At 58.0% G+C, this 14,016-nt stretch carries 8 protein-coding genes and 2 pseudogenes; 8 read left to right on the top strand and 2 right to left on the bottom strand.

What is annotated here, in order from left to right:
* The first annotated feature begins 331 nt into the window (after positions 1 to 331).
* The 8 genes from I6F24_RS28895 (at position 332) to I6F24_RS28860 (ending at position 12,854) form a co-directional block, all read left to right on the top strand.
* Entirely contained in the window at positions 332 to 790 is a 459-nt protein-coding gene (locus I6F24_RS28895; RefSeq protein WP_225130893.1) for a hypothetical protein, read from the top strand.
* Between the two features lie 1,228 nt (positions 791 to 2,018).
* Positions 2,019 to 4,550: a 2-aminoethylphosphonate--pyruvate transaminase gene (locus tag I6F24_RS28890; protein ID WP_225130891.1), complete on the top strand. Its 2,532-nt coding sequence runs from the start codon at positions 2,019 to 2,021 to the stop codon at positions 4,548 to 4,550.
* 31 nt (positions 4,551 to 4,581) lie between these two features.
* Positions 4,582 to 5,640, top strand: a complete 1,059-nt coding sequence (rtxC, locus tag I6F24_RS28885; RefSeq protein WP_225130889.1) for a dhydrorhizobitoxine desaturase — start codon at positions 4,582 to 4,584, stop codon at positions 5,638 to 5,640.
* Between the two features lie 29 nt (positions 5,641 to 5,669).
* On the top strand, positions 5,670 to 6,455 hold the full coding sequence (locus I6F24_RS28880) for a gamma-glutamyl-gamma-aminobutyrate hydrolase family protein (protein ID WP_225130887.1): 786 nt from the start codon (positions 5,670 to 5,672) through the stop codon (positions 6,453 to 6,455).
* Positions 6,456 to 6,584: 129 nt separating this feature from the next.
* Positions 6,585 to 7,487, top strand: a complete 903-nt coding sequence (locus tag I6F24_RS28875; protein WP_225130885.1) for a DMT family transporter — start codon at positions 6,585 to 6,587, stop codon at positions 7,485 to 7,487.
* The gene (locus I6F24_RS28870) at positions 7,484 to 8,770 is read left to right on the top strand and encodes an ATP-grasp domain-containing protein (protein ID WP_225130883.1); all 1,287 of its coding nucleotides are present in this window, start codon (positions 7,484 to 7,486) and stop codon (positions 8,768 to 8,770) included. The genes I6F24_RS28875 and I6F24_RS28870 overlap by 4 nt, the downstream gene beginning before the upstream one ends.
* Positions 8,770 to 10,107, top strand: coding sequence for a glutamine synthetase (locus tag I6F24_RS28865; RefSeq protein WP_225130881.1), 1,338 nt, complete (start codon positions 8,770 to 8,772; stop codon positions 10,105 to 10,107). Before I6F24_RS28870 ends, I6F24_RS28865 begins: the two co-directional genes overlap by 1 nt.
* Before the next feature lie 2,276 nt (positions 10,108 to 12,383).
* Complete coding sequence (locus tag I6F24_RS28860; protein ID WP_225131000.1) at positions 12,384 to 12,854, top strand: hypothetical protein; 471 nt, start codon at positions 12,384 to 12,386, stop codon at positions 12,852 to 12,854.
* Here the strand turns inward: I6F24_RS28860 and I6F24_RS28855 are convergent.
* Together I6F24_RS28855 and I6F24_RS28850 are read right to left on the bottom strand one after the other, a co-directional pair.
* Positions 12,855 to 13,226 (bottom strand): annotated as a pseudogene (locus I6F24_RS28855) (transposase); the annotation flags it as partial.
* A 364-nt stretch (positions 13,227 to 13,590) separates the two neighbouring features.
* A pseudogene (locus I6F24_RS28850) lies at positions 13,591 to 13,779 on the bottom strand (transposase); the annotation flags it as partial.
* Positions 13,780 to 14,016: the final 237 nt, after the last annotated feature.

Below are 14,016 nucleotides of genomic sequence, written 5' to 3'. Positions count from 1 at the left end.
GTGCTCGAAGTGGATGGCCAACTCAAAACCGAGTACGCGAGCAGAGATGGAGCATGGGCGGGAGCGGAGGAGCTCAAGAAACGCCGTCCCATGCTCCAGATCAGAATCTACGATGTGACAACAAAGTCCAGAGAGGAAGTCCGACTTCCAGTAAGTTGACTTTTCGCTTGGCGCTTCTTGCTGCGCGTACGGCCAGCGACACGCCGAGCTCCCGTTAAAGCCGAGCCGGACAGCGTCTCGGCCGGCTTCGATCTCTCGCGCAGTATGAGGGGCCTCGGTTTCCGGGCTTGGCCGCATCCGGCGAGCGGGCACTTGTTTTCAGGACCCGAATTTGGCAGTCGACCACGACTCCCTCCTGTCGCGGCCATGCCGGCTTTCGGCAAGCTTGCTTCGGTGGCCCGCCGCTCGACGGCGGACAACGCCTGCCTACACCCGCGCCTTGGCATTGCGAGACAAAGCAGCCGCGAACCTTAGCCATCCCGTGCTGCGCTACGGACTTCCGCGCTTCGGGTTCTGCTCCGTACCGCCTGCCGTCGTTGATCGTCATGAAGGCGGCCATGGCGCGGCCGAAAAGGCAAGGGAGCTCATCCATGGCAAGCGACAAGGACGATCTCTTGATGATCTGCTCTGGTCAACCGTCAACCTGTTCGACCGCGCGGTAGACCGCGTCGAACGCGAGCTCGCCATCAACGAGCAGGCGCTGCAGAGGGGCCAACGCGAGCAGAACGGCTGCGAGATGCGATCCGTCGAATCAGAGCGCCTTACCGCCGAGGTACTTGCGCTCCATTGAGTGTTGGACGCGATGGAACTCCTTTCACTTTGGGCCTTACGATTTGGACCAGCCCGTCAACCGCGGCACGCTCGCCACGACGATGATCGTTCGTGAGACTTTCTCGCCACGAAGCGGAGTGCAGGCCCGAGAGATGCTGCCAGCCTAACGATCGCGCTCACAGAGGGACACGTGCCACTCATCTGGAGTCGAGTCGACCTGGTCCTAGCAAAGCAGGACGACAGGTTCTGCGTCACGGCGCCTCGCCGAAAGGTCGAACTGTTCGTTGCTAAAGCGACAGCAATCGCAAGGTCGCTCAGATTACCTTCAAGCCGGATTCGACCACAGCCTGCCAAGGGCGCTTCATTCAGCGCAACGACACCTGACAGCGGCGGTCATGTGCGACGAGGCGTACACTTTCCAGGTGCCAGCTATCCAGGAGGATCTCGGCGGCATGGCGGAGAAGCTCGGTACCTCCATCTGCGGTATGGCGAGGAATACGTGAACGGAAAGGCTGGCCATCCTTACCTGCTGGTATGCGGCCGCAGGCGGAATGCCGAATGTCCTGATGTCGAACTCTCAAAATACTTCAGCTCGCTGTGAACCTCCGCACTCCGCTGCCTACGTCGGCTTGTCGCCGCCAGATGGGAGTACGTCAGGAAAAAAATCTCACGAGAAAATCCCCGGAGAGGGTTGAAACGCCCCTAACGTCAAGTTGTACGATCTCGAAATGGACAGCGACAGTCATCAGCGTCCCAAACCTCCAACGAGCTACGAAGTGCGAATGCATCAAGTCTCAAGCCCATGCATCAGACTCCCGCTGCCTGCGACGTCATCAAGTGTGCCATGCCTTAATCTGCATCCCGGCGCGATGATCCGGCTGCATCGCTTTCCTAATGTCAGGTTTGCCTGAATGACGCAGGTTCGCACGTAAGTCGGTCGGTCGACCTGCCGCTTCGCGACGCAAGAAGGCGACCGCGCTCACGCCTGCGCATGCGTGATGGCTAGATGACAGCGCGCGTCGCCGCCGGTTGCGTTCGAGGGCGCGGTCGCAAGGCCAATATCTTGGAGGTGATGAATGGTATCGGTGAGCAGCTTTGTGAAAGATCGCTCTGCATCTGCGATGAGATGTGGAGGTTGTCATCCGGCAGGGTTTCGGACACAGACGCGAAGCGCGCCCGCAATCTATGGGCATCTGACCCGAAGCTGTTGAACGGAGGAAGTCGACACTCGCCACAGGGGCTCCCTGGTGGGGTGGGCGTACTCCAGGTCTATTGAAGAATACAACTTGAGGAGGAATGGTTTGATAAGACAGCGCTCTTTGCTGACGCCTGGTCCATTGTCGTTATCGCTGGCGGTCAGGAGCCAGATGCAGCTTGATCTCGCATCGCGCGATTGCGAGTTCAAGGAAGTGACCGCCTGCATGAGGCGGCTGATGCTCAACTTGCTGGGAAATGCTGACGACTATTCGGTCGTGCCTATTCAGGGAGGGGGCTCCTTTGCGATGGAGGCCGCTCTCTCTTCATTTGTGTCCCGAGCCCACAGGCCGCTCGTTTGCATAAACGGCATCTATGGCGAGCGTATTTTGCAAATCTTGCGGCTGTGGGGCGTCGAAGCACTGAAGCTTGTGAAGCGAGCGACCGATCCTTTGGATCCTCAAGAAATTGGCGAGCATCTGAGCCGAAATCCTGGCGTTACGCACCTGTGCTTCGTGCATTGTGAGACGACAACCGGAATCGTCAATCCGCTGGACGCGATCGTGGAGGAGGCGAGAAGACGTGGCGTAAAGACCATCGTCGATGGGATGAGTTCCTTCGGCGGCCTTAATATCGACCTGAGCCAGCGTGGACCTGACGTCCTGGTCACGTCGAGCAACAAGTGCATAGAAGGGCCGCCGGGAGTGGCGTTTGTCATCGCGTCCCGCGAGCTGCTGGAGAATGCGGTTCAAGAACCGAGGTCGTTTGTCCTCGACGTGAGAGATCAATGGCTCTCGCTCGAGCGCACCGGTGAGTGGCGGTCGACCCCTCCCACCCACATCGTTCAGGCAACGACAAAGGCCCTGAAGATTCTGCACGAGGAGGGCATCGATGCCAGACGCTGCAGGTACGAAAAGGTCAGGGACGATCTCGTCAAGGAACTCGAAGGACTGGTGTCTCCGCTGCTGTCCGCGGACTTGCAGTCGCCGGTCTGCGTCGCGTTCAGTGCGCCGTCGGGAATCGTGGACCAGGCAGGATTCGATGGGCTTTATCGCCACTTGGCGGCCCACAACCTTTACATCTACTCAAAGCTGCATCTTGCCACGCGGAGTTTTCGCGTCGGTTGCATTGGGGAAATCCAATCCAGCTGGATCGAGCAGTTGGGGTGCGCTTTTCGTACATATTTCCGGTCCGGTCAGGCTCGGTTAGCAAAGCCGATGTCGGGCCAAGAGGCATGCGGGGCTCGCATAAAGATGCCGGCTCGAGTGGCTGGGGACCCGCGGCTGCCGTTTTCGGCCGAGACTGCTGTTCTGCATGCGGGCTATCGGCGAGACCCGGCGACGAAAGCCGTCGCAGTGCCGATTTACCAGAATACGGCTTATGAACTCGATGGCGATCTCAACCACATCGCTGACGTCTACAACGTCAAGGCCGATGGGTTCACCTACACAAGGATCATCAATCCAACGACCCGCGCGCTGGAAAGGCGCTACGCCGCCGTCGATATGGGGAGCGACTCGCTCGCCGTTGCGTCAGGTCAAGCAGCGACGTTCCTTGCGATCGTCAACCTGTCAAGTGGCGAAGTGGGGGACAATGTCGTCGCCTCTCCGTATCTATATGGCAATACCTGGAACCTGCTCCACAACACATTAAAGCGTCTTGGGATCAGCGTGAGGACGGCCGATCCTCGAAAGCCCGAGACATTTGAACGTGCCATTGATGATCGCACGATATGCCTGTTCGGAGAGGTGATTTCGAATCCTTGTCTGATTCCGCTCCCCGTCAAACAGCTGGCCGAGATCGGCCGAAAGTACGGCGTGCCTTTGGTCGTGGACAATACGACGACGCCACTGGTATGCCGGCCGTCAGATCTCGGCGCTGCTATTACGACGTACTCCGCAACGAAATATATATGCGGCCACGGTACGACGCTCGGTGGACTGATCGTTGACAACGGCGAGTTTAGCTACCGGGGAGCCTCTCGCTTTCCCTTGTTCAACCGTCCCGACGATGCGCATGGCGGAGTTGTTTGGCATAATGCGGTGCGCGATGTCGACGATCTTGGAAGGAGCGAGTTTCTTCTCAAGGCTCGCATGACCTGGTTGCGCGATACCGGCGCAGCCATCGCCCCGTTTGCGAGCTTTCAACTGATCCAAGGGCTTGAAACGCTGCCACTTCGCATGAAGCAGCACTGCGCGAATGCCAGGATCGTGGCCGACGTTCTCAAGGAGCATCCAAAAGTGCGCCGTGTCTTCTACCCCGGGCTCTTCGAAGGCGCCGATCGGGAAACCGTTGAACAGACACTCAATGCTGCATACGGACACGGGGCGATGGTCATGTTCGAGGTGGAGGACGAACAAGCCGGGCGCAAGTTCATCCAGAACGTCGACTTGATGTATCACGTTTCGAATGTAGGCGATGCCCGCACGCTCGTGACCCATCCTGTCTCGACGACCCACACCACCGTCCCGCGGGAAAAGCGCGAAGCCGCCGGCATATTTGGCGGCTCGATCCGGCTTTGCGTCGGCATCGAAGATGTCAACGACATCCTGCGCGATCTGGACAAGGCGCTTTCCGCAATCTGACAACCTGCAAGGCGATCAGGAGGAGGTTCTCATGAATCAGGCAGACGCTTGGAAATTGAGGTCATCACGCTATGAGGCCGTTCAATTCAGCCGAGAAATCAATAAGCAGCTCTCCGAGCTCAGGCCCGACAACATAACGGGAGCGGCTTATATTGCCAAAGATTACGCTGTCATCACAGCGTGTACGCTCGCGACTGTGTCGGTCTCATGGTGGCTCTACCCGCTGGCCGTCCTTCTGATTGGCGCCTATCAGCGCGGATTGACAACCATTGCTCATGATGCGGCTCACCGCACGCTCGCGAAGAACACGACCTGGAACTACGTCCTGGGCATTCTGTTCGCTTCCTATCCCTTGTTCCAGCGCCACTGGGCCTACCGGATCTCGCACGTCTATTTGCATCATCCCTATCTCGGAGATCCGGACAAGGATCCCGACCTGAAGTTCTTTCTGGCCAGCGGCGTTTACAACGTGCAGCCTCCGGAGCGGTACGCTTTCAACATGATCTGGAAGCCGATCTTCGGCGGCGCGACAGTAGCGTATCTGAAGTATCTTTGGGCCAATCGATTTTCGATCACAGATGTCGAGGAGCAGAGCCGCTCAGGCATACTTATCGACAAGTATGGCTTCTATCTCTTCTGGATCAGCATCCTGGCCGGGTCATATGCTGTTGGGCTGCTCCATATCGTCGTCCTGTTTTGGATCGTGCCCTATCTCACCACGTTTCAGGTCCTCGGATGGTTTATCGAGCTAGCCGAGCACTCACCTATGTGCGAAACCGAGACGCAGAACGTCTATCTCACCAGGAATCGGAAAGGAAACTTCCTCGAACGAGCCATCCTCGGACAGAATCTGGATGAGTACCACCTTGAGCATCATCTTTCGCCGGGCATCCCGTTTTGGCTGTTGCGCAAAGCTCAGAAAATCCGAATGCAGGATCCGAACTATGCGAAGGTTGCCGCGACCTGGGGTGGTCTCTTTGTCAAGGGACCTCAAGGTCAACCTAGCGTCATAGGTCAGTTAAAAGAGCGAAATCGACGCTTGTATGAGCAGGCCGTTGCCGAGGTTCGCGCGCGAGGGCAGCTCGCGTGACGTTTCTACGGCCAGAGAGCACCCGAGCCGTGGTCGGCGTCACTTCGAACCGTCTTCTGGTCGATGGTGTGCATCGCGACTGGTTGCGGCGCAAGTACTTGCAGGCACTCCATCGTCATGCGGGAGTGGCTTGCGTCATATTGCCGACGATCGACGCCGAAGATGCGAGGGAGGAGATCGCCCCGGCGATCATGCGCCGGCTCGACGGCTTAGTGTTGACAGGTGATGAATCGAACATCGACCCCGCCGTCCTGAGAGCGCCTGCGTCCTTGACGCAGGCTGATCGGCAGGACGTTGAGCTTGGGATCCTTGACCGTCCGCGGGACAGGCTCTCTGCCGTAACTATAGAGAGCGCCATCGCGCTCGGAATGCCTATTCTGGGCATCTGCCGTGGGCTTCAGGAACTCAACGTCTATTTCGGCGGCACGCTCCGCTCATCGCTTGCGGAGTGGAAGCCGGAAAGTGGCGCGATGCATGCCGAGAAGCCAGATCGTCCAAGAGACCGTCAGTACGACGCCGCGCACACCGTCAGGATATGCTCCGATGGCGCGCTCTTTCCAATCGCGCGGACGATCGAAGCGCAAGTCAACTCGCTGCACAATCAAGGCATCGAGGCGCTTGCCCCGGCGCTGAGGCGCGAGGCGTGGGCGCCTGACGGTTTGGTCGAGGCGGCTTCGGTCATTGGCGCCCCGACGCTCCAAATCGGTGTGCAATGGCACCCCGAATGGCACGTCTCAACCGATCTCCTCAGCAAGCAACTGTTCAAGGCATTTGGAGAGGCGTGTGTTGGGTACTACCGAACTAAGAAGAACTAGAGGCAGGTTGTGACATTTCAAACCAAACGTGGTCCGTGCACGTCGAAAGGACACTCCCTCGGAGCCGAAGCACGCGTCCGGTCCTGCGAGGGCCGTGCGCCGCCTCGCGGGCACAGGAAGACTGGAGGATTGGCGAATCGCTTCGTTCTGGGAGTCCTATTTGTGGCGCTTTATGTCGTCGTGAGCGCGGCAGGCGAGGTTTATGCGGCGTCGTATTTTCAGCAAGCGGATGTGTTCGTCGCGCTCCTGCTGACCTTCGCTGTGGTTTGTCTGATGTTCAATCTCCTGGCTCGCCAGGAAGGACGCGAGGCAACGGTGGCGAAATGGTCGCTCCTCGTCTTCGTCGCGCTCAATGTCGTGACAGCAATCAGCTGGATCGGCCTATTTATCGGACTGAAATACGCTGAACCTGCGATCGTCATCGCCTTCATGGTGGCGCTGGGGCCCACCGCAACAGTGTGGTTAAACGCACTGATCAGGCGCCAGGGTGCCCCTCCAGCATCCGATATTGTCGTGAGCGTTACGATCGCAACGATCGGGAGTTACATGATTTGGATCTCGGCCAGCGGCAACGCAGGCGTGGAGTGGGGGGCTCGATCGTCCTTCGGCATCGTCTTGGCGATCGTGGCCGGCCTATCGCTGGCCCTTACAAATATACTTGTCAAACTGCTGTTCGATCGTGGGTTTTCTGGCCGACAAGTCCTGGCGCATCGCTTTTATGGAACGATTCTCTTGCTGCTGGGACTGGTCGACCATTCATCTATCGTGCCTGAGATCTCGCAGCATTGGTTTGCGATCGCGGCAATTGGGCTGTCGACGATCATTGTTCCTTTGCTCTTGATCCAGCAGGGCATTCGCCGGGTAGAGCCCTTCACCGTCAACATGGTCCTGTCCACCGCCCCTATCATCACCTTCCTGTTCCAGTACTTCGATTCTCGCATCGTGCCTTCGTTACATACGTTCATAGGAAATGCTCTCATTACGGCTGTCGCTGTCGGAAACATCTACTTGCAGTATCGGAGATCCGCATGAAAGAACGGAGTTGTGTAATCGTAGACGCATATTCTACCGGCCGATACCTACCGGAAGAATTCAAGCGCTATGGAATTGGAACGGTGCATGTGATGTCGGCTGCACAGATTCCGTCCATATTCCAATCGCATTTCAATGCGGATCTTTATGATGAAGTCATTCGCCCCACCGAGCGCATGGGATATGACGACATCGTTGATTATCATCTTCAGGCTCTCCATGGCCGGGAATTGGAGTTCGTTGTCGCGGGCTGCGAGACCGGAGTTGAACTCGCCGATTCTCTGTCGGAGCGGCTTGGCTTACCATCAAATGGGACTGCGCTATCCGCTGCTCGGCGTGACAAAGCGCGATTGTCTTGCGCGCTGACCTTTGCAGGCGTGCGATCGATCAGACAAGTCGTGTCCGACAGTCCTGTAGAGATCGCGAGCTGGAAGCGTGAAGCGAAGTTCGATCAGATCGTGATCAAGCCGCTGAACAGTACGGGTACCGAGGATGTATTCTTTTGCTCGACAGACGCTGATATTCAGCGGGCTGTGAGCGCAATTGTCGGGAAGACGAACCGTGTCGGAGCGTTGAATCGTTTTGCCCTTGGGCAAGAAAAAATAAACGGCCAGCAATATACCGTAAATGCCGTCTCGATCGAAGGGGAAGCCTTCGTTACGGAGGCGTGGACCTATGACACGGTTCCGATTGAGAGGGCATCATCGGTCTGCTCACTTGAGAGATTGTTGGGGGGCAACGAACCAATCGTTCAGGAACTGTCCGACTACTTGGTGCGTGCGTTGCAGGCACTACAGATCGTCGACGGACCGGCTCATGCTGAGATCATCGTCGATCATCGGGGACCGGTTCTGGTGGACTTCGGAGCGAGGCTTCAAGGGACCATGTCGGCAAAAGCACGAACGATGGCGTTGGGGCACAACCATATGACCTTGACGGCCTGGCGTTACGCAGATCCCAAGGGCTTTGGTGAATATATGAGGCTGCGCGGGCCCTACAAGCGGCAGGCTCACGCACTTTGCGTCTCGCTGATCTCAGATATGAGCGGTGTCGTTGCCGGTTACCCGGGACTCGAAGCAATCCGCAAGCTCCCGAGCTTCGCGGATGCCATTGCATTCGTCCCGATTGGTCAAGAGCTAGTTCCCACGATCGACTTAGTGTCGACACCAGGCATCGTTTATCTCGTGAATAGCGACTTGACTCAGCTTGAGAATGACTATCGCAAGTTGCGAGCAATGCGGATGGACCAGGTGTTCGATTTGGTGATGCAGGATCGCGACTGATGCCAACTGATCCCAGGTTGACCGGAGCGAATCCAGCCCGCGCGGCGATGGTCGGCTTAAGCGACTTCGATGGCGTTCTGCGAGGCAAACACGTCTTAGGTGAAGATCTCGCGGGTGAAGATAAAGTTATCAAGTTCTCTGAAGCGGTGCTGGCGTGGGATTGTACGGACCGGGTCATTCCGGCCAGTTTCACGCAAAAGCCGCTATCGGCGTTCGGAGATGCTGACCTGCGGATTTTGTCAGGCACCGGCCGTTCGGTGTCTCATCTCGGCGATCAATATCTCTATCTCGCGGAGTTCGCGGGCGCACATGAGAACATCTGTCCGCGCGGTGTTCTGCGTAAGGTCCTGCGAAGGACTGCTGACCACGGATACGACTGCACTGCCGGGTTCGAGTTTGAATTTATGCTGTTTAAGGAGAACGCAGACACGATTGAAGACAAGCCGTTCGGCGAATGGGCTCCTTTAACGCGCGGCCCGTTCGGCTACTCGATTGCGCGCTCTGTCGCACAACATGAGCTGTTCGATGAGATCTTGGCGATTTGTGAGAAGGCTAGAATACCTCTCAGCGGACTACACTTTGAAACGGGACCTGCCGTTGTCGAAGCGTCACTTCGTCATTGTGATGCGCTGGAAGCCGCCGATCGAGCAATCATATTCAAGTCGATGATAAAAGCCTGGGCGCAAACGCGAGGCATGATGGCTACATTCATGGCCAAGGTTTCCGAGAAATGGCCCGGCCAGTCCGGCCATATTCACATCTCGATGTCCTCGGATAGTAAAAATGTATTCTACGACGGTGATGCGTTAGGCAACGTCTCCGATCTTATGAGGCAATTCATCGCCGGACAACTAGAATACATGAATGAGTTCTGTGTGCTCGCTGCGCCGAACGTCAACAGCTACAAGAGATTGGTACCTGGCTGCTGGGCACCAATCTGTCCAAGCTGGGGCCTTGACAACCGCTCCTGCGCGGTTCGCGCCATTCCGGGAGAGCCATCTGCGCATCGCCTGGAATATAGGCTGCCTGGCGCAGACGTGAACCCGTATCTCGCGCTCGCATGTGCGATTGGTTCAGGAATATTGGGCGTCGAGACAGGTCCGGAACTACCGGCTTCGATCGTCGGTGATGCAAGCCTGGAAATGTGTCGTCCGTCCGCGAGGCTGCCTCAAAGCCTATCAGAGGCAACATCTCGGTTTGCAGAGTCTGCAGCGGCCAGTGATGTCTTCGGAGAAAGGTTTGTTGAAGCGTTCGCTTGCTCGCGCCGTTGGGAGTGGGAATCCGTTCAACATCGGGTCACCGACTTTGAACGTCGGAGATACTTCGAGATCATTTAGCTTGAGCTCTTCGCTAGTTCTGAACCTCCTTCCGTTGGCCGGTGCCGGCGCGACCATCGCGGCTGTCTGTGCCGCTGATGTTGAGCTTCATACAGAGCAAGTGTGCGTTACTCGTTAAGTGAGGACCTTGGGAACGGTGAGGAGGTCTGCTATTATCTGCTCTATGGCAGCAACCGCGATTGCTCCGTTCTAGCAACGAACAACACCATTTCCATTCGCATCAATGAAGACGTTCTCGACTTCTTCAAGCGGGAAGGCATGGTCGATTATGCTCAGAGCACGAGCCGAAGAGGCCCGTGATGCGCGACGCTGTAGCCGAGCCGCAGAGCCACGCAGGACGCGAGGCTCACCATTAATGGGGGCAGCGCGACCAGACGATGGCTTAGCCGCCGCCGGCCACAACGAGGCTGGCGTTGATCGGTGCTGACTTATACTCTTGGCGCGGCGCTCTGAAATCCCATCAGGGAAGAGGTCCCAGTCACCTTGGGTCCATTAAGTTCATGAGAGAGCGATGGCGGCGAACGCTACACGGCCATCTTGGGACCGAAAGGCCCCAACGACGTTCAACTCATTCATCACCCTCGGCCAACTTTGCCGAGTGAAGCTGCGGCACCAAGGACTTCCTCAGATATCTATGGCGGTCTTGCGCCAGGGTTTGATTCGCCGGCACTTTTCGAATGGCGTGAGGACGCTCCTTCGGCGCTGGCGCCAAACCTTTCCCTGCCGTCTGCCGCACCGGCATCAGGCCATCAGCCACTCCCGCAAGTGCCTGAACTGAGAGAGTTGTTCGGCGATCACTGGACGCACGGCCCCCAAGAGGCTTCGCCTGTCGTGATCGACATATTGCAGAGCCTAGGTCTTCTGCCGAGCCGGGATGTCCCAATGACCCGTTTCTTAGTCCACGGTCAGCCCTACACGGCCGAGAGCCTACCGGGAGGCCGCGTTCTTCTCTTCCATCGGCCGCAACTTGGCTGAACGGGGCTCGTGGGCACCTAGTGTTTCGGCACAGAGATTTTGAGTCTTTTTGCTTTCGGCACTCTGGTAGATATTTTAGAATAGAGAGCGGCCTAATTTGGTGCGCGCCTTCTCGATCGCGAACATCCAATTGATGGGTGCGCGCTCGGCGTTGCGGCGTTCTCCCATGCAGCGGTCTCTCTGACGAGATGGGCATAACTGTCGATGCGCCGGTCGAGACACTGACGGGCGAGCGCGCTAATCTCGATCTCGATGATGTTGAGCCAATTGGCATGCTTCGGGGGCAATGAAATTCGCGCATGCGCTCGGCAAAGTCGACGGCGGCCGGTGCTAGATGGCCTTCACTGGCCACATACCCCATTTGTACCTTTGGAGTGCACCACATGCTTCTGCGCCATGGCTTGAGATCGTTCTCGGCCAGGCGCCGTCTCGCGCGACAGGCTCTCCTGCGACGTCAGTCTGACCGTCTCGTCGGCCAGCAGCTCCAGTGTCCAGCGCGCGCGGTCGGAGGGCTGAAGCAGGAGGTGGCCACCAGAAGGACCTCTTCTTTGTCGTTGAGCTCGCGCTCTGCCCCTGCACGGGCTCTCCGCTCTGGGCGGCCACCGGGTTGCCTTGCGACAAAACGCCGACGGGTTCGATAGACCATCGAGTGGCCGACGTCCACGCTGCTGGCGATATCGTCACCACTCATCCCGGCATCGGCGGCATCTGCGCCTTTAGCTTGCGCACCGCCTGTCTGCCTCCGGCGCATCGAGGATGTGCTTGATTTGTACGCCGAGCCGCCCAATGAAGCAGTGCGGGCGCGGTCCGGATCCTACCGGCGGGGGGCTGAGTTGACGAAAGGTTCCTGCCGCATCCGCACTGCTGATGAGGCTGACGAGAAACATGACTCGGCGCCGACCGTTCTGGTACGCTAGCACTGTCCCTGCCACATCCCGCCAACCTCAACGGCTCTGTATCCGGGGGAGCTTACTGAAAGCTGACAGACCTGCGCGACAAATCACAAATGGAAGGGGCCCCAGGGCAGCTTGCCACTAGACGTCAGGACGTTCAGGTCCAGACAAAAGGCCGTTCGGCGCGCTTACGATCAGCGGCCGCTACAGCGGCGCGACGGACCGGAGGGGCGGTCAGCCTAGTCCACTGCAAGCTTTATGACTGATCGCCGGTTACGACATCCGGCTTCGGGCGGGTCTTCGAGGAGGAGAGTTTACCATTTGGATCACGCATCAGGCGCGTCCGGACCAAATACGTCGCACCGCTTACACAGTAGCGGTCTAGCTGGCTAGACATTCCTCGTGAACATGACCATATTGCCGAGCCGTCTCTCGATCCAAGAGCGCGCTATTGTCCGCAAAATGATAGACACAGCAGTTCTATTTAAGCCGCTCGGCTGCAGCCGTGATAACTTCGAAATTCTTGGTATCAGACATATGTTCCCTCACATGAACTCCTGGGACAAATCGCCAGGAGATTCTCTGACAATCGAACATCATCCGCTACATGGGGTGACCTACGCGCTTACGCTTGTTTTAGCGCTTTGCCGTCGATACGGGCTCCGGCCATTTCGTTATCACCGCCAGCGACGCAACACGGTGATGATCCGTGCGTCACTGGGCTTCGTCGACAAGGTGCTGCTGCCGGAGTTCACCGAGCTGGCGAGGTCGCTGCAAGTCTATCTGCACGAGGTGACGCCGCGCGTGATCCGCGACGAGTCTATGACGGACGACACCCGCGATGCGCAGGAAGTTACAGATGCCCTGCCGTCGAACTGATCAGGCGGCGAGCTTTGCCTCAGAACCATCGCGCTCGGCTTTCCAATTCCACGGCAACAGCATGTGCAGCCGATTGATCTTTGTACGTCCGGAGACGATGCGCTCGAGAACATTGGTCAGATAGTGCCGCGGATCGATGTCGTTCAGCTTCGCCGTGTTGATGAGCGACGCGAGAATGGCCCATGTCTCGGCCCCGCCTTCACTGCCGGCGAACAAGTAGTTCTTCTTTCCCAGGCCTATCGGCTTGATGCTGCGTTCGACCGTATTGCTGTCGATCTCGATGCGCCCGTCATCGATGAAGCGCGTCAGACCTTCCCAATGGTTGAGAGTGTAGCTGATGGCCTTGCCAAGACCGGACTTCTTCACGCGATCTCGGCGCTTGGAGCGGAAGACACAAAGTCCGCCGTCGTACGGATCGGCCCCAAACGCCTCGCTCACCAGCATCGCTAGCTAGTCCATGCCGTGACGGAAATCGATCGGCTGCGTCGCGATCCAGATCGACAACCCTGGTCGGAGCCCGATCATCGGCCAACCGTCCCTACTGCGGCCAGCACCTCGCACCGCGCCCGGCGGTCGACCGTCCCCCTGACACGGATACAAACCGCGCCGACCTCGATCTCGATTGCCGCCTGCTCTTCGCACGAGGGCAATTTGCCCCCGCAGCCGGTGATCGCGACCGGCAAAAGCCAGCTGGCACGTCTCCGTACCCGCGCTCCACCACCTTCGCCCGCATTGTCCGACGACGCCACAGAAACAACAGGCTTGGGCTGATGTCGTGTTGTCGCGCCATCGCGGACACGCTTGCACCCGGCGCAAAACTCTCCGCGACAATCGCCGCCTTCGCATCGGTCGACCAGCGCCGTCGCCGGCCCGTCCCGGTAATGATCTCGACACGCTGCAGCGTGTCCGAGCCGTCCTTGAGGATAGACGTATGCCTATCCTTATCGCCATCCTTACGACTATCCTTTGACATGGTGATCTCGTGACGAACCATTCCACGAGATCTTTCTAACCGACTAGATCAGCCCTCAGCGCGTGGTGCCTCGATGACGCTCACGAAACCGCAAGGTCCGGTTTCTGTCGGAGGCGCGCCGCTGACTGCGGAGCCGAGCACGGAACAGCGCTGATTACCACAAAATGCCTGCCATATGGCGCTGCGCCT

This window comes from Bradyrhizobium sp. BRP23 (genome assembly GCF_020194135.1).
Taxonomy (GTDB): Bacteria; Pseudomonadota; Alphaproteobacteria; order Rhizobiales; family Xanthobacteraceae; genus Bradyrhizobium; species Bradyrhizobium yuanmingense.
Note: the sequence above shows the minus strand (reverse complement) of the source record. Positions and strands in the feature narration are given on the sequence as shown.